Origin of the sequence: Shimia haliotis (assembly GCF_900114415.1) — a bacterium.
GTDB classification, from domain to species: domain Bacteria; phylum Pseudomonadota; class Alphaproteobacteria; order Rhodobacterales; family Rhodobacteraceae; genus Shimia; species Shimia haliotis.
Genome location: NZ_FOSZ01000004.1, coordinates 314,848 through 332,460, shown reverse-complemented (window position 1 = coordinate 332,460; position 17,613 = coordinate 314,848). Strand labels below are relative to the sequence as shown.

Here is a 17,613-nt window from a genome sequence, read left to right as displayed (position 1 = left end):
ATCCAACCCTCGGTGCTTGGGAATCCCCGCAACTCTAGGGCTCTGTCACTTAACGGAGCGTCAACAAATCCCGGAGTTTGTTAAAAATTTTATCAACCAGACTTTCTTAACTCTTTGCTGCGACCCTGCAGGCAAAGTCACAAGGAGAGCGCCATGATCAACTGGGAACGAGTCGAAGAATTGCGCGACGAAATTGGAGCAGAAGATTTCGACGAGGTGGTCGACCTGTTTCTTGATGAGGTTGAGGAAGTGACCGAACGCCTGCGCACGGCACCGGATCTGTCCTCCCTCGAAGCAGACCTGCACTTTCTGAAGGGCAGCGCTCTGAACCTCGGGTTCGAAACGTTTTCGCAGCTTTGTCAGGCTGGCGAAGCCGCCTCCGCCGCGGGCCAAGCGGCAACAGTAGACGTTTCGGCTGTGCTCAGCGCGTTTGAGGAAAGCAAAGCGATCTTCCAACAAAAGCTCGCCGCAGCATAAACCTCTAGAGCACAAATTCACCCAATGTTTCGTCATTGGTTATGTCGGTAAAAGTCATTCCCGCAGCTTCGATGCGTTTAAACAGGGCGTCGAAATTTTGCGGGCTTTTGGTTTCAATCCCGATCAGAACCGACCCGAAGTTCCGCGCGGACTTCTTCAGGTATTCAAAGCGCGCGATGTCGTCGTCGGGCCCAAGCGTTTCCAAAAAATCGCGCAGGGCACCGGGGCGCTGCGGCATTCGCAGGATAAAATATTTCTTCACGCCAGAGAATCTCTGTGCCCGCTCTTTGACTTCGGGCAGCCGTTCGAAATCGAAATTTCCGCCCGACACAACACAAACCACGGTTTTGCCTCGGATCTGGTCGGCCACATCCGTCAAGGCATCCACCGCGAGCGCCCCCGCGGGTTCCAGAACGATGCCTTCGACATTCAGCATTTCCATCATCGTGGCACAAATCCGGTCTTCGGACGCGGCAATTACATCATCGCGGGTAATGTCCGAAAGCCGCGCAAAAGTGCGTTCTCCGATCCGTGCCACCGCCGCACCGTCCACAAAACCGTCAAGCTGGTTCAATGTGACCGGGTGCCCCGCCTCAACCGCCGCCGCGAGGCTGGCGCCGCCGGAGGGTTCGACAAATGTATAACGGGTGCTGTCCCCAAAATAGCTGCGCACGCCCGAGCTTAGGCCACCTCCACCCACAGGCAGAATGATGTGATCAGGCACGCGACCAAGCTGGTCTTGCACTTCGACCGCCACAGCCGCCTGCCCTTCAATCACATCTTCGTCGTCAAAAGGCGAAAGGAAGGCCGCGCCGGCCTCTTCGCAATAAGCCTGAGCCGCGGCAAGCGTGTCATCAAAGTAGTCGCCCACAAGGCGGATTTCGACATTGTCCCCACCGAAGACCTGCGTTTTGAAGATCTTTTGCTGGGGCGTGGTCACGGGCATGAAGATCACGCCTTTCACGTCGAAATGTTTGCACATGAACGCCACGCCCTGCGCGTGGTTTCCGGCACTGGCACAGACAAAAATCCGCTGATCCGGGTTGCTTACACGCCGCTTGCGCATGGCGTTCAGTGCTCCGCGCAGCTTGTAGGAGCGCACCGGCGTCAGATCTTCGCGTTTGAGCCAGACATCCGCGCCAAACCGCTTGGATAGATGAGCGTTCAGTTGCAGCGGAGTCGCAGGAAAGACATCGCGCATCGCTGCAACGGCGGACCGGGCATTTGATTGAAAATCAGACATGCCCGATCACATACCGAAGTCGGTGCCGGTGGCAAGGGTCAGTCGAGCGGCCGGCCCTCGATGTAGTGCCCATAGAACGTGGTCAGGACACTGATGTTCACAATGCTAAGGAACAAAGACGCCGCGAGGCTAAACAGGATCCCCAATGGCGCGAAGAGTGCGGTCAGCGCCATCACAACCAATTGCACACCAAGGTTCACCCCGAACACAACCAGCAAAAGCACAATGATCGCGCCGGCGGCGCCTTTGGTGGCATTGAAGGACTCCATAAGCTTGAGCGGCTTGCCAATTGCCGCAGCTGGCAGGATTGGAACCAGTCGATACATGACGATCACCAGCGCGATATAGGCCGGAACAGCCACGATCACGGCGAGGACTTCGGCACCCATGCTGGCAAAAAGCGCCATAAGCGCCACCACCGGAATCATCAGTACAAAGGCAACCAACCCGAGAAGCAAAGCATGCCCCAGATAGGACAGAATACGGTCAAAGCGGAACGTCGGAAGCCATCCCGTCGGGTATTCTTCGAGCAGAACGAAACGGTGCCAGCTGACCACGCTCCAGAAGATCACGATAAACATCAGCGGAAACATCAGAAACAAAAGTGCCATGCTTCCGGTTGGTTCGCCCGAAGTGAGACCGATCGAGCCACCGACCACGACGAACAGACCGACGCAGAGTGCCACTGGCACCAAAAAAATCTTAAGCGCTTCTTTCCAGTTTCTTGCGGCCAAGCCAACGGAATGAGCGAATATCGTCCAACCCTTCATAATTTTCCCCGTTCAATCGTGTTTGAGTTATTTTTCTGCACTCAGAAAACCGGATTTGCCAGCAAATGCAAGTAAGGGCATCCGGTCGCCTTGCCCTGCCCGCCAAAACCCGATATCGCGCGATCGTTAAAATGTTAGAGAGATCAGATATGTCCGCTCCGAAAAAAGTTGTGCTGGCCTACTCAGGTGGCCTCGACACCTCGATCATTTTGAAATGGCTGCAAACCGAATACGGTTGTGAGGTTGTAACCTTCACCGCTGACCTTGGTCAGGGCGAAGAACTAGACCCCGCTCGCAAAAAGGCCGAGCTTTTGGGCATCAAGCCCGAGAACATCTTCATCGAAGATGTCCGAGAAGAGTTTGTGCGCGATTTTGTGTTCCCGATGTTCCGTGCCAATGCCGTTTACGAAGGTCTTTACCTGCTGGGCACCTCGATTGCGCGACCCCTGATCTCCAAGCGCCTCGTCGAAATTGCCGAAGCAACCGGTGCAGACGCGGTGGCGCATGGCGCGACTGGCAAAGGCAACGATCAGGTGCGCTTTGAACTGGCGGCCTATGCTCTGAACCCCGATATCAAGGTGATCGCGCCTTGGCGTGAGTGGGATTTGTCAAGCCGCACCCGCCTTTTGGAATTTGCTGAACAGCACCAGATTCCTGTTGCCAAGGACAAGCGCGGTGAGGCGCCATTCTCGGTTGACGCGAACCTGTTGCACACGTCCTCCGAAGGCAAGGTTCTGGAAGATCCCGCCATCGCAGCGCCGGACTATGTCTATCAGCGCACCGTGCACCCCGAAGACGCACCAAACGAGCCGGAATTCATTGAGATCGGCTTTGAAAAAGGCGACGCGGTCAGCATCAATGGCGAGGCAATGAGCCCAGCGACCATCCTGACCAAGTTGAACGAATACGGCGGCAAGCACGGCGTGGGACGTCTGGACCTGGTTGAAGGCCGCTTTGTCGGTATGAAATCCCGTGGCATCTACGAAACTCCGGGCGGCACCATTCTTTTGGAAGCACACCGTGGCATCGAATCCATCACCATGGACCGTGGCGCGATGCATCTCAAAGACGAGCTGATGCCGAAATACGCGGAGCTGATCTATAACGGTTTCTGGTATTCGCCTGAGCGCGAAATGCTACAAGCAGCCATCGACAGCAGCCAGGAACATGTCACCGGCACTGTGCGCGTGAAGCTTTACAAGGGTTCCGTGAACACTGTCGGCCGCTGGTCGGATCATTCGCTCTATTCCGAAGAGCATGTGACATTTGAAGACGATGCCGGCGCCTATGACCAAAAAGACGCGGCGGGCTTTATCCAGCTGCAGGCGTTGCGTCTGAAGCTGATTGCGATGCGCAATAAGCACGTAGCGGAAAAAAAATAGCGGCTGTTCAAACCAGAAAAATTGACCCGCCCCTTCGTGGGCGGGTTTTTTTGTGGCCTCCCTTCGCGAGATAAGTCTTTGTGATCCCGCTCCTCCCTACTAGCCTTCAGTGGGGAACTATGCGGCGTATCGCGACCCGCATTACGGGAGAGGCCACCAAAATGAGACAGCTGAAAAAAATTCTGCACATCTTCGTGAGCATCATCGCGTTGGCCACAACCGTGTGGGCGCAGGACGCTGAAACCGTTGTCGAAACCCAGCCCGCCGTGGACAGCGATGTATTTTTGCAACCCGTTGTTGTCGACGGTGAAGAAATTTTCTCTGTGCGGGGCTCAACGGCGCTGCCCGCAGAAGAACGCGCAGATCTGGTGACACAACGCATCGTTGAGGTGGCCACCCGAAACGAAGCGCCCTCTGTTACAATGCGAGTAGAGCGCAGCGAGATCGGCCGTTCGATCTATGCAGACGGCACCTTGGTCACGCTGACAACTGAGGCTGACGCCGAATTCGAACAAATGGATATTGCGGTGCTGGCGCAGCTGCATTCGGAGGCCGTAGAACAAGCAATTCTGGCCTATCGTGCCAATCGCACAGACGAAGCCTTCTCGCACGGGGCCTTGACCGCCGCGATCTGGTCCGGCGTTTTTGTCGTATACTTCACTGTACTTCTTTGGATCAGAAGACGATTGCCACGATTGGTGGCCCGTATTGTCGAACGACGTGCAAAAGTGCTTCAGGAGGCAACCAAGGACATAGTTCAAAGCTCTGCGGTGTCCGATTTGGCCCGTTTCTTTATCAGGCTGCTGATCGACATTTTTCTCTTCACTGGATTTTACTATTTCCTGTCCTTTGTGCTTTTGGCCTTTCCAAACACGCGCTCCGCCGCAGAGTTGCTGATCCGGTATGTCACAAATCCGATCCTCGGTCTGTTGTCGGGCTTTGTCGCCTACCTGCCAAATTTGATCACCATCCTGATCATCGCCGGCCTCACCCGATGGCTGATCAAGGGCACGCACCTGTTTTTTGAAAGCGTTGAGCAAGGGGTTGTGGAGTTGCGTTCTTTCGAAAGTCACTGGATTTGGCCCACTTATAATTTGATCCGTGGCGGCTTGATTCTGATCGCGGCAGTGATTTGTTTTCCCTATATTCCCGGATCGGACTCGGCTGCGTTTCAGGGTCTAACCATCCTTGTTGGCGTGATGGTGTCGATGGGTTCCAACTCGGTTGTCTCCAATTTGTTGGCCGGTCTTTTCGTGCTCTACAAACGCAGCATGAACGTGGGAGACCGCATCAGAGTCGGGGATTTCTACGGCGACGTAATGCAAATCCGTTTGATGGAAACCTACCTCAAGTCCGTAAAGAATGAACTTATTAGCATTCCCAACGCCACCCTCTTGTCGAGCGAAGTGACCAACTACTCCAGCCAAATCGATGGCAAAGGTCTATTGCTGCACACTTCGGTCGGCATCGGTTATGAGGAACCGCGCAAGAAAGTCGAAGCCATGTTGGTAGAAGCCGCACGGCGCACAAAAGGGCTCAAAAATTCGCCTGCACCATTTGTGCTGGTTACCGGCTTGATGGATTTTGCGACCGTCTATCAGATCAATGCGTTCACAACACGCGGATCTTCTCTGCCGCTGCTTCTATCCGAGCTACACAAAAACATCACCGACGTCTTCAACGAAAACAAAGTGCAGATCATGACGCCGAACTATGAGGCCGACACGGCCGACCTCAAGATTTCGGAGGTGGAATGGGACGAGCCACTGGCGCATGAGGTAGCAGTAAGCACAGACGTCGCCGAGGCCAAGCCATCGTGATGTCAGGAACTGGTCTTTCCCGCAGGATGTTCATGCTGGGATTGTTGTCGGGCTGCACCACCGCCGGGCCGGATTTCACCAGTCCCAAAATTGGCCTTCCCGACAAATTTCTTAACGAACCGGCCGCCGCGACGCGCAAGAACGACGCGCAATGGTAGAAAGCGTTCAACGACCAGCTGCTGAATCAGCTCGTCGATTATGGACTGGAAAACAACAAAGACATCCAGAGGATTGCTGCCCGAATCCAACAGTCTCAGGGTATTCTCGCATCGTCCGGCTTTCCGCTTTCTGGCGCCACGAGGGTGGGCGAAGCCCGCATCTCGGGCGGGGGCGGCGATCCTGTGGATCACACCGGATTTGTGCGTGCTGAAGCAACCTGGAAACTTGACCTCTATGGCAAGCTTGCGCGCGAGAAAGAAGCGGCATTTGCCCGTCTTGAGGCCAGTTATGCGGATGTGGACGTATGGCGTCTTCTCTTCGTTGACGAGGTCGTCACGGCCTATATGGACATGCGCTATGGGCAGGAGCTGATACGGATCATCCAACGCGTTCTCAAAAGTCGGGAAGACACTCTTGTCGCCACCCGCAAACTACAGGAGTCCGGCGGCGCAGGCGAATTGGAGGTCGCGCAGACGGAGGCGCTGGTCCTGCGCACAGCCTCGACAGTGCCAGACGCGCGCATTTTCTTCGTGCGCATGGTAAACCGGATCGCAGCCCTCGCCGGCACCACAGATCTGGTGCAGCGCGAGGACCTGGACGTCAAAGCTCCGCAACCACAGCCAAGCATAAAAGTTCTGAAAACCGGCGTTCCCGGCGATCTGATCAGAAATCGGCCGGACATCATTTACGCCGAGAAGAAACTCGCCGAAGCGGTCGCCCTGCTCGGAGTGGCGGAGGCGGATCTTTACCCGAATATGGGGGTGACCGGAAACATTGGCCTGTCCAACAGCGGCGCCGGTTTCGAACCGGTGGCCGGCTTTATTCGGTTGAACTTTGATCTGCCGATTTTTGATTTGCCAGTCCGCAAAGGCAAAGTAGAAACCGCCAAAGGGCTTATCACAGAGCGCCAGGCGGCATGGGAGAAAGAGGTGGTTCTTGCGGTTGAAGAAGTGCGCAACAGCCTCTTTGCCCTCGATCAAAACACAATCGCCGTTGAAAAAAGCGTGGATGCTGAAAAAGCAGCGGCAACTGTACTCAAAATAGCCCGAAGCGCATATGCCGAGGGCAAAGTGTCATTCTTGCAGGTTCTGGATGCCGAGCGGGCGTTTCTGGACAGCCAGAACGCCCTCGCGCTGGATCGCAGAAACCGCGCTGTGGATTTTGTGGACTTGAACGTGGCGCTAGGCGGAAGTTTCCCTGCGACCTGAGTGCCCAAACGTCACGCTTGCGTCGCCTCCGGACGGATGCCAGCAGTTGTACAAACCCCTTTGTTAAGCGGAGAAACCGATGCTGGATCAAGTTGTGGAACGTATGCAAAAAGAGCTACAAAGCAAAGCCTTTGACGGGTCTCTAAAATTTGACTGTGGCGACGACGGAGTCGTGGTTCTCGCCGACGGCAGCGCATCACGAGACGACCGCGACACCGATTGCACAATCAAGATTTCGCAGGACAATCTGATCAAGCTACTGACTGGCAAGCTCAACCCGATGACCGGCGTGATGATAGGCAAGCTCAAGGTCTCCGGCGACATGGGGGTGGCCATGAAGCTGGGAAAATTGCTCGGCTGATGCCGCGCTGTTAACCACTGCGATGACTACCTTTGACGCGGTGTTTCTTGCGCGGGTTGGGGCTTCATGACATTGGTACGCAAAGCATTTTGAGTAGAGGCACCAAGTGGTCATGAAAATTGCAGTTGCTGGTATTGGGTATGTAGGCCTGTCAAACGCCGTGCTTTTGGCACAGCACAACACAGTGGTCGCCGTGGATCTTTCGCAAGATCGGGTGGATATGCTCAACAATCGAGTTTCCCCGATCGAAGACGCGGAAATCGAAGAGTACCTCTCAAGCAAAGAACTGGACCTGAGTGCCACAACGGATCCGCAGGCCGCTTATAGCGGGGCGGATTATGTGGTGGTTGCAACGCCCACAAACTATGACCCAAACACCAACTTCTTTGATACGTCCTCTGTCGAGTCCGTGATCAAGGACGTGCTTGCCACAAACACCTCGGCCTTGATCGTGGTGAAATCGACCGTACCCGTCGGTTTTGTCAAACGGATCAGTTCCGAAATGAACACCGACCGCGTGGTTTTCAGCCCCGAATTTCTGCGGGAAGGGCGCGCCTTGTACGATAACCTGCATCCTTCTCGGATCATCGTCGGCTCTGACAGCGACAAGGGAAAGAGGTTCGCCCAATTGCTCAAGGATGGCGCGTTGGAGGACGATGTGCCAACCCTTTTCACCGGCTCCGATGAAGCTGAAGCGATTAAATTGTTTGCCAACACCTATCTCGCCATGCGCGTTGCCTATTTTAACGAACTGGACAGCTATGCCTTGGCGTTGGGCATGGACAGTCGGCAGATCATCGAAGGCGTCGGGCATGATCCGCGCATTGGCCACCACTATAACAATCCATCCTTTGGATATGGCGGGTATTGCCTGCCCAAGGACAGCAAACAGTTGCTGGCGAATTACTCCGAGGTGCCGCAGAACCTGATCCGTGCGGTGGTCGACGCCAACCGCACACGCAAAGATTTCATCGCGGATCAAATCATAGCGCGTGGCCCCAAAACCGTAGGTGTGCACCGTCTGGTGATGAAGGCGGGCTCAGACAACTTCCGCCAAAGTTCCATTCAGGGAATTATGAAACGGATCAAAGCCAAAGGAATCAAAGTCATTGTGTTTGAGCCCGCACTGCCCGACGACGATTTCTTCAATTCCCGTGTGGTTCGCGATCTGGAGCAATTCAAAGCCGAGTCCGACGTCATCATCGCCAACCGCGCCTCCATCGAACTTGATGATGTCGCAGACAAAGTGTTCACCCGCGATATCTTTGGCTCGGACTAGGTGTCAGAACCGTTCCGGCCATAGCTCGGCAAGGCAACCTGCCCATCAACGGCAACGGTGATCGGATCGGGAAACCGCGTCGTTTCAGGTGCGTCCGGTCCGTGCGGCAGAATGATTTGCACCTGTATCTCGCCGTCAATTTCGATCACTGGCCCTGCGATCCAAGGATGATCGTGTTCTTCAACACACAAAAAATCGCGCACCAGAGCCGACTCACCGTTAAAGACAAGCTTGTCGCCTTCTTTGAATAATACCAGACGGTCAGGACGCGCCTGCGGGGATAGAATGATTTTCATTGTGGGTCTCCTCAAAACCAGCGGCCCAATACACGAACGCGAACCTGAGCCTGATCTCCGGCCAGAAAATCGGCCGCGCCGGTGTTGCGAAACAATTGGAAATAGCAACTCCCCACATCAATCGCGCCGGCATAAACGCCGGTCAGGTCGTTGATCGGCGGCGTGGCTCCTGCGTTGTAACTACTGACGTTCAACAAGGCGTTGGGCACGATCACGCCATTGATCAAGGCAACTGGATAGGTCCACAAAGCCGCCAGCTTGGACGGGATTACATAGGTCAAATTAAGCGCAGACCAGCATTCCACCGTGCCGTCCGCGAATTTGATGTATTCGCCGTTCGCGTTGCTGCCACGTTCCATCACGCCGCCGGTGGGTGTGCCTGCAGACTGACCCACCGTGGACAGGATATTGCCCGGCCCATACCCATAATCCGCGCGCATCAGACGGCCCGGCGTGGTGTCTTGCGGAGTCGCTTGTACCGCAGCACCCGACGCAACACCGGTTGTGGCGTCAATGGTGAGGGCTTCGGTCCACCCTGCACCGTCCGGCGACACCTTGATTGACCAGTTGTCCTGCCCCGCCAATCCCATCTCTGCCCGCCCGCTCCAATTGCTCTGAAACACCAGCGATGCTGTGTCAGCAGACGACGACTTGTTGACCTTCACCTGGTGCCCTGCACCGTCATGAGTCAAAAGCGTTGCATCGGAAGCTACAGCCAGACGGTTTGTGGTGTCGGCATGGGTGTTCACTCCCAAATGCCCCTGCGTACGCCAATCACCGTCGTCATATACGCGCATCTCGCCTTCGGCTTGCCCCCAAGCCCGCCATCCTGCAACGGGTGTCAAAAACAGCCACCCTGTGCCGTCCCAATAAGCGAGCGAACCGTCCTGTCCCGCCCAATCGCCGCTGGCACCGGTGCCAAGAGCATAGCAATCGCCGTGTTCCGGTGCGGCGGGCGGCAAAGTGGCGCCAAACGCGCCGACCCTCAGTTGCACAACGGCATCCAAATGTTGCAAGGCCTCGTTGTGCGTGACGTGTTTCTGCGCCTGAGAGGGTATCAGAAACGGCATATCCAAATTTGGGGAACGATCCGGCATCGGGTGTCCTATGTGCTGAAAAAACCGATGCAAACCGTCGCAACAGTTTGTTCACAGGGGCTGAAGCCTCCGACCGGTGATCGTTGCCTTTCCGCATAAACCGAGGTGCCTAGACACTGGACGCAGGCCAAACTGTGCTCTAGGCCATCGCACAACCGGACAATCACAAGGCACGGCATGCCGACGCACAAACCCGAACAAGCCGACCAACCGCATGTTGGCATTCTTCTGGCCACCTACAACGGTGCGGACTGCCTGCAAGAGCAGCTCGATAGCCTTGCCGGACAAACGCACACAAACTGGTCCCTGCTAGCCAGCGATGATGCGTCAAAGGACGCCACTCGTGAAATTCTGAACGCTTTCGCAGCGCACCAAAATGTCGATGTGCTTGATGGTCCTCAATCCGGCGCAGCACCTAACTTCATGTCGCTTATTGCCCGGTCTGGCGCGCATTTGCCTGAAAACAGCTGGATCGCGTTTTGCGATCAGGATGATGTCTGGCTGCCCGACCGCCTTGCACTGGGTGTGACTGCTTTGTCCAAGCTACAGGGCGACCGACCGGCACTTTATTGCAGCCGGACTTGGGTGGTGGACCAACATCTGCGAGGGCGTACCTTGTCTGCCAAGCGCCCCAGAGAGCCCAGCTTTCTCAATGCGCTGGCGCAAAACATCGCGGCCGGAAACACCATCTTGCTGAACACCCCAGCTGCGCGCCTTTTGCAGGAGGCCGCGAACCGCACAAGCACTGTGGTGATGCACGATTGGTGGACCTATCAGATGATCACCGGCGCCGGCGGCGTGGTGATACACGACGACACGCCGACGCTGCTGTATCGGCAACATGCCGACAACGAGGTTGGCGCAAATACCGGCTGGCGCGCCAAGATGCAGCGCTTGTTGCGTATGCTGCGTGGCGACTTTCGGTCATGGAACGACACCAATGTCGCAGCCCTTGCAGAAAACGGGCACATCCTCACATCCAAAGCTCAGGCTCAACTCGCCTCCTTTGCCGCGCTCCGCAGTCAACCGCTTCCCGCCCGATTGGCCTCTCTGGGCAGTCTTGGACTGTACCGACAATCCCGCTCCAGCACCGCTGCGCTTTGGGTCGCCGCCGTACTCGGACGCCTCTAAATCCCAAAAACCTCCGGTTTTCCGCAGTCGTAGAGTATCGAAATCAGCCGAAAAAGACTCGCCAAAGTCGCAAACCGGATGGTAGTTAACAAAAGGTTAAAGACATTTTGTTGGGACTCTGATCCGCAGAATTATCAGGGTCGTTACGCCCATAGTTCGCGAGGGAAGGTTATGGATTGGTCTGAGAAATTTCTGGGACCAGCGAACAAAGCGCGAAGAACAGGCCTTTTGGCTATGACATGCGTACTTTTGGCTTCGGGGGGGGGTTACGCGATGGGAGATCGCCAGACTCAGCACAAGATTTCAGTAAGCTGCCCGCAGGATGTGCCTGCGCCGCAGAAGCTGTGCGACGCCTTGATCGACGCAATTTCCAAGGATTCTCCATCCACAAAGGTCCGGCGCGATCCGACGGGGTCCGATGTCGCCCTAAAGCCAAACGATCTTGCCGTGACGCTGCATTTGACCCACCTGACCGAGTCCGGCATCGGAGGGCGTCTGGAATGGCGCACGTCCGAATCTTCTGAACCTAGCGTCGGCCCCACGGTCGATTTTGATGTCATGGACACCACAATGTCCGAGAAATTTTATCCCAAGTTTGTGCAAGGGCTTCTCAAATCAACGCCGGAATTGTTCGCGCGCTGAAAAGCCACAAACCCGCACAGAATTGCTTAGAAAAAGGAAACCGACAAATGTGTTTCATGTGTGCTGCCACTTCGACTTTTGACCCCGGTCGCCATTCTGACGATCCTGAGTCCGCAACCATTTTCGAGGGCACCGACGCTCCGTTTTCCACGTCAACGCCATACACAATTTCGGTCGGTGATACCTTCCGTGGCACAATTGGGTCTGGTGACGAAATGGATATCGTCCGCATCAATCTGGTCGCCGGTCAGACATATACTTTCGAACTTTTGGGGTCTCCGTCGGGCGGAGGTACGCTCTCTGATCCGCTTTTGAATCTGTACAATTCCTCCGGCGGATTCATCACGTCAAATGACGATGGCGGAAACGGTTTGGAGTCTCTTATCACCTTCACCGCTACATCCACTGGCACCTACTTCCTCGGCGCAGACGCCTTTAGCGCAAACACCGGCACCTACACTCTTACAACAACCACATCTACGCCGCCGCCACCGGTGGCCGCGGGCACGTTGGATGAATTGGCCAACTATCTGACCGACGGCTATTGGGACAATACCAACCGCGCGGGGCGAGCCTTCAGCACGTCTTCGGACAACATCATCTCTGTGAACCTGACCGGCTTGACTGCCCAGGGTCAGGCGCTCGCACGCTGGGCGCTTGAGGTGTGGGAAACCGTTGTAAATCTGAATTTTGTTGAAACCGTCGGATCCGCAGACATCACATTCGATGACAACGATTCAGGAGCCTATGCGGTCTCGTCCGTCGCCGGCTCAACAATTCTTAGCTCTGACATCAACGTGTCAACGGCCTGGCTCTCAGGTTCGGGTACTCAAATCGGCACGTACAGCTTGCAAACCTATATCCACGAAATCGGACATGCCTTGGGTCTTGGCCACCAAGGTGGTTACAACGGGTCGGCAACCTACGGCACCGACGAAACCTTCAGCAACGACAGCTGGCAAATTTCTGTGATGTCGTACTTCGACCAGACCGACAACACCACAACAAGTGCCTCCTTCGCCTATATCGTCAGCCTGATGATGGCGGACGTCATCGCGGGCCAGAACCTCTATGGCGCATCGACGGTGACAAATGGAAACACCACCTGGGGTGCCAACACCAACTTGGGCGGGTATTGGGCGACCCTATTTGGCGAACTTTACAACGGCGTCAACTCGCCTTCGGTTGCCGCCAACTCGATGTCTTACACCATTTTTGACAATGGCGGCACGGACACATTCGACTTGTCGACCTCGACCTCCGACAACCGTATCGATATGCGCGGGGGTCAGTTCTCCAACGTCAACGGCTTGACCGGAAACGTTGGTATTGCCCGCGGAACAGTTATCGAAAACTTCATCGGCGGCGTTGGCAACGATACCGTCACCGGCAATGACGCCAACAACACAATCACTGGCGGTCAGGGCGACGACTCCATTGATGGCGGGGCCGGCACAGACACCGCCGTCATCGCGGTCAACCGGAGCAGCGTGACCGTCACTGACCTTGGCAGCGGTTCCGTTCGCATCGTGTCAGCCTTTGGCACCGACGTTTACGACAACGTGGAAAACTTCCGTTTTAACGACGGCACCGTGACCTTGGCAGTGTTGCTGGGCAACACGCCCACGCCAACAACCGGCAACGACACCATTGATGGCACATCCGCCGCGGAAACCATCGACGGCTTGGCGGGCAACGATTCAATCCGTGGTCTGGGTGGACGCGACAGCCTGCTGGGCAACGCGGGCAGCGACACGCTTCTGGGTGGCGTCGGCGACGACACGCTTGTGGGTGGCGGTGACGCCGATCGCCTGTATGGCGGCAGCAACAACGACCGACTGCTTGGCGGCAACGGCGCCGACACGTTGTTTGGCGACTTTGGCGAAGACACCCTCTTTGGCGGGGCCGGCAACGACCTGCTGCGCGGCAATGGCGGCAACGACACACTGAATGGAGAGGCCGGCAACGATATTCTGATCGGTGGCAACCTCTTTGACCGGCTCGACGGCGGCGAAGGCAACGATCGGCTCGATGGCGGCACCTTTGCCGATACGCTTTTCGGACGTGACGGCGACGACACTCTGCTGGGCGGCGGCGGTCAGGACCGTATGTTTGGCGGCAACGACAACGACAGCGGCGAAGGCGGTAATGGCCATGACCGCTTCTGGGGCGGCTTTGGCAACGACACCTTTATTGGCGCCGCTGGCGATGACCGCGCCTGGGGCGAATCCGGCAACGATTTGCTGCGCGGCGGTGGCGACAACGACACGCTTTACGGCGGCGGTGGGTTCGACACTCTGGACGGTGGCGTTGGCAATGACGAACTGACCGGCGGCGGCAACGCAGACGTGTTTGTGTTCGCGGATGGCCACGGCGACGACACGATCACCGATTTCCTCGCCACGAACGGTGCTGAGGATATCAACCTGTCGGGCGTCAGTGCGATCACCGACATCACCGATCTGTTGACCAACCACATCCTGTCCTCTGCGGGCGGCAATGTTGTGATCGACACCGGGGGCGGCAACACCATCACATTGCTCGGTGTGAACCTCGCTGATCTGGACGGCAGCGACTTTATTTTCTGACGTTTTGTCAGAACCGTCGGTTCGGTGGGGCCCAAGGACCCCGCTTTAATTTCGGGTGATAGTGTGGGTTGCGCCCGCGGGCAAAGGCATGGGCAACGGGGTCAGAACGCCATCGGCCCAACGAATGTTTCCGCTCTCGATTCTTGTTCCGCTGCCCAAACCAACGTGCACGTCTGGCGCGTCAAAACTCATGAAACCGCCGCCAATCTGAACCTCGCGCGTGCGTGTGACGCCCAGGTCGTCGGTCACGGTCACAACCGCGCCAACACCATGCCGGTTGCCCAAATTGTCACTAAGGCGCAGCAGCACGGCATTGCCGTCTTGCGATGTATTCACAAAGGCCACCAATGGGCCGTTTACCGGATGGGTGATCATATCCAGATCGCCATCGCCATCCATGTCAAACCGCGTGGCGGCCGCCGTCATAAGATAGTCCTCAAGACCAAAAAATCCGGACGCTTCCACAAATGTTCCACCGCCCTGATTGTGAAAGAACAGATTGGACGGGCTGACTTCGTTGGGCACCCAAGTGCCGTTCACGATATAAACGTCCTGCCAGCCATCATTGTCAAAATCCGCAATTTTTGTGTCCCAGCTCCATCCTCCAACTTCCAACCCTCGCGCTTGCGCGGTGTCTTTGAAGGGCGCAGTCGGCCCGTTGCGCTCAAGCAAAACATTTGCGCGTTTTACCTGCGCCAAGGCCGCGTCTGCCTCGGCCTGTAAAATTGCGCGCGGCGGCATAAAATGAACCTCGCAATAGCTTTGCGCCACCCATTGATCCGCCGGTATCAGGCGGCAAACTTTCGGGTCGCGTTTCTGGATCGCCAGATCCTTGATCAGCATCGCCTTGCATTCGGCTGCCTGTCGGCCAGACATGTCCTGACATTTGGACGCATATCCCGGATTGAAGCTGTTGCCCGATTTGTACCACCGCTTGATCGCCATGTTTTCTTGGCACGTCGCCAGCGCTGCCTGATCCTCAATTCCGTCGCAATACTGTTCCAAAGGTTGCATTTTCAATCGATCCGAAACTCCCGAAGATCGGCCCGCAATTTGCACCGCATAAAGTTCGGGCACCGCGTCGTTCATCAGATCCGCCACCTTAAGGCCCATTGTCGTTGTCGGCACATGCTCTACCAATCGGTCTTGATAGGTGATCGCTTCAAAGGCGCCCTGCCCGTTGCCAAGATAGTAATAGTCGGGGATCTCAAAATCATTGCCGACCAGAAGATCCGCATTCCCGTCGGCATTCATATCGGCAAAAAGAATCGACAGAGTTTCACCGGGAATGCCCGGCAGGTCGGTAAAGGCGTCTCCGCTTAGAACGCCATCCTCATTCCAAACAATGCGATTGCGAGACTCGTCGCCGGGGATACGGCGATACCATCCCGCCGCCCAATTGCCCAACGCCAGATCAAGGTCGCCGTCTTTGTCCGGATCTCCAAATGTCATCGCCAGGGCCAAAATCGCATCCTCACGATTGGCCAACGATATGGGCGCATCCGTCAATAGCTGGCCTGCGTCGTTTTCAACCACAAACAGCCCTCGGCGGTAGGTGGCCACCACCAGTTCGCGCCACCCGTCGTTGTCGACATCAACAAGAACCGCATTGAAGACCGGCAAAGTGTCCAGCGGCCCAGCGGAAACATCAGCGCGGTCAAAATGACCTTTTCCATCGTTGGAATAGACGTAGAGCCCCACTTCGGTCGACGCGACCACAAGATCAATGTCTCCATCGTTGTCGATATCGCCACTCGACAGGCTGCGGCCCTCCCAAAACGGTGGCCACATATCCCGCATTGAGAATTCGAGAGGTTTGTCGATGCCAATTTCATGGGCCTCCAACCGAAGAAACGGTGTCTCCGCCGCCAGAGAACGCGGTGCAAAAGGTTTCGAGGTCACCACCAAACCGCTGGTTTCTTGTGCGTTGGCAGCCATAAATGGCTGTGCGATTGGCGCCTCACCGGTCAGAATTTCCAAAGCGTTGTCGCTTTGGCGATCATGCCACCCCTGCACAACCAAACCAGCCGCAACCCCGCAGAGAAGAACAACCCCAGCCATCATATTTGCCGCGCGCGCACTCATGGATTGGGTCACAATAAACCACGAATAGATTGAATAGCTGCCCAATGTGATCAACAGCGCCATGGCATAGCCATGCGCCAGCCCTGCGGCGAGCAATACACCGACAACAACCACGTCAAAGGCAATCGGCACAGGCAAAAACAAACCCACTAAAGCGATGGTCACAAGAGCGAGCAGGCCAAAAGGCAATTCGGTGATCATCTCCCCCGGCAGAACCGTGATCGCTATAGCCCCCAAGAATCCCGCGAGAAACATCAAAGGCACAGTCATACGAAGGATGAACCATAGGTTTCTGGCAAAATCCGTCGCAACTCCGACTGTGGCCGAGCCAAGCCCTTCGGATAACGGCAGCCCAAGCTCTCTGGCTGACCAACTTTGGGGAGGAGACACTATCGGCGCCGGGTTTCGTATGTCTTCCGGCAAGAATCGCGCAACCAATGGCACGCCCAGCAATATGATCACCAAGGAAATCGCAAGCTTGGCCACAACCAAATAGATCGGCAGCAGTGACAGCGCGAGCGTCATCACCACAACATTGAGTGTTGGAGAGGCCATCATGGCCGCCAGCGTGGTCTCAGCACGCAGCCCCCCCGCATGCATGCCCCGGGCGATCGGCGCGGCGCAGTTCACACAAACCCCCAAAGGTGTACCGATCACCAATCCCAGCGTCGCATTCGCAAGGCCACTGCGAAAGCTGCGCTGTTTGACGTATCCCATCAACGTCAGAAAAACCGCCGCAAAGAGCACCCCGAAAGTCATGCCCTTTTTGTTGGTATTCAACCAATTCAGTGTGGTGTAGCCAATCCTTTCCACAGTGCTCATTGAACCATCGATCGGGACGACCGCGTCAAAACTCAGCGGGTCATCAAGCTGAATCGCGCCGCTCATCATCGCCTTCTCGTCCAGTGCCGGATACCGCGATCCGGTCCAGAACAAAGCCGCAAGCAGGACAATGACTGCGGCACAAATCATAAACCGCAAAGAGCGGCCGGTATGAACAAAGGAAATCGAGACCATATCTGAACTATTGTAAAAGCATGTGTTTTCGCGCAAGAGGCTGGTGCTATATTAATTG

14 protein-coding genes and 1 pseudogene are annotated in these 17,613 nt (G+C 56.1%); 10 read left to right on the top strand and 5 right to left on the bottom strand.

Features of this window, described 5'->3' with window-relative positions:
• Positions 1-153: 153 nt before the first annotated feature.
• Positions 154-477, top strand: a complete 324-nt coding sequence (locus BM069_RS12220; RefSeq protein ID WP_093324038.1) for an Hpt domain-containing protein — start codon at positions 154-156, stop codon at positions 475-477.
• A gap of 4 nt (positions 478-481) precedes the next feature.
• Here the strand turns inward: BM069_RS12220 and ilvA are convergent, their stop codons facing one another.
• Positions 482-1,720, bottom strand: a complete 1,239-nt coding sequence (gene ilvA, locus BM069_RS12215) for a threonine ammonia-lyase IlvA (RefSeq protein ID WP_093324037.1) — start codon at positions 1,718-1,720, stop codon at positions 482-484.
• A gap of 38 nt (positions 1,721-1,758) precedes the next feature.
• The gene (locus BM069_RS12210) at positions 1,759-2,490 is read right to left on the bottom strand and encodes a hypothetical protein (RefSeq protein WP_093324035.1); all 732 of its coding nucleotides are present in this window, start codon (positions 2,488-2,490) and stop codon (positions 1,759-1,761) included.
• Positions 2,491-2,639: 149 nt separating this feature from the next.
• Between BM069_RS12210 and BM069_RS12205 the strand changes: the two genes are divergently transcribed.
• From BM069_RS12205 to BM069_RS12185, 6 genes and pseudogenes are all read left to right on the top strand, one after another.
• Complete coding sequence (locus BM069_RS12205; protein WP_093324034.1) at positions 2,640-3,872, top strand: argininosuccinate synthase; 1,233 nt, start codon at positions 2,640-2,642, stop codon at positions 3,870-3,872.
• A gap of 161 nt (positions 3,873-4,033) precedes the next feature.
• Entirely contained in the window at positions 4,034-5,692 is a 1,659-nt protein-coding gene (locus tag BM069_RS12200; RefSeq protein ID WP_093324032.1) for a mechanosensitive ion channel family protein, read from the top strand.
• Between the two features lie 32 nt (positions 5,693-5,724).
• Complete coding sequence (locus tag BM069_RS20130) at positions 5,725-5,850, top strand: hypothetical protein (protein ID WP_280137035.1); 126 nt, start codon at positions 5,725-5,727, stop codon at positions 5,848-5,850.
• Positions 5,851-5,862: 12 nt separating this feature from the next.
• Positions 5,863-7,059 (top strand): annotated as a pseudogene (locus BM069_RS12195) (efflux transporter outer membrane subunit); the annotation flags it as partial.
• Positions 7,060-7,138: 79 nt separating this feature from the next.
• The gene (locus tag BM069_RS12190) at positions 7,139-7,420 is read left to right on the top strand and encodes an SCP2 sterol-binding domain-containing protein (RefSeq protein ID WP_093324030.1); all 282 of its coding nucleotides are present in this window, start codon (positions 7,139-7,141) and stop codon (positions 7,418-7,420) included.
• 112 nt (positions 7,421-7,532) lie between these two features.
• Positions 7,533-8,699: a nucleotide sugar dehydrogenase gene (locus tag BM069_RS12185; protein WP_093324029.1), complete on the top strand. Its 1,167-nt coding sequence runs from the start codon at positions 7,533-7,535 to the stop codon at positions 8,697-8,699.
• Here the strand turns inward: BM069_RS12185 and BM069_RS12180 are convergent.
• The gene (locus BM069_RS12180; protein WP_093324027.1) at positions 8,696-8,995 is read right to left on the bottom strand and encodes a hypothetical protein; all 300 of its coding nucleotides are present in this window, start codon (positions 8,993-8,995) and stop codon (positions 8,696-8,698) included. The genes BM069_RS12185 and BM069_RS12180 overlap by 4 nt on opposite strands.
• 11 nt (positions 8,996-9,006) lie before the next feature.
• A complete protein-coding gene (locus BM069_RS12175) occupies positions 9,007-10,092 on the bottom strand; it encodes a DUF2793 domain-containing protein (RefSeq protein ID WP_093324026.1) in 1,086 nt (361 codons plus the stop codon).
• A 177-nt stretch (positions 10,093-10,269) separates the two neighbouring features.
• Here BM069_RS12175 and BM069_RS12170 point away from each other — a divergent pair, with 177 nt between their 5' ends.
• The 3 genes from BM069_RS12170 (at position 10,270) to BM069_RS12160 (ending at position 14,453) form a co-directional block, all read left to right on the top strand.
• Complete coding sequence (locus BM069_RS12170) at positions 10,270-11,223, top strand: glycosyltransferase family 2 protein (protein ID WP_093324024.1); 954 nt, start codon at positions 10,270-10,272, stop codon at positions 11,221-11,223.
• Between the two features lie 273 nt (positions 11,224-11,496).
• Positions 11,497-11,865: a hypothetical protein gene (locus BM069_RS12165; protein ID WP_139216196.1), complete on the top strand. Its 369-nt coding sequence runs from the start codon at positions 11,497-11,499 to the stop codon at positions 11,863-11,865.
• A gap of 47 nt (positions 11,866-11,912) precedes the next feature.
• Positions 11,913-14,453, top strand: coding sequence for a M10 family metallopeptidase C-terminal domain-containing protein (locus BM069_RS12160; protein WP_093324022.1), 2,541 nt, complete (start codon positions 11,913-11,915; stop codon positions 14,451-14,453).
• A 45-nt stretch (positions 14,454-14,498) separates the two neighbouring features.
• Here BM069_RS12160 and BM069_RS12155 read toward each other — a convergent pair whose 3' ends face one another.
• A complete protein-coding gene (locus BM069_RS12155; protein WP_093324020.1) occupies positions 14,499-17,555 on the bottom strand; it encodes an FG-GAP-like repeat-containing protein in 3,057 nt (1,018 codons plus the stop codon).
• Positions 17,556-17,613: the final 58 nt, after the last annotated feature.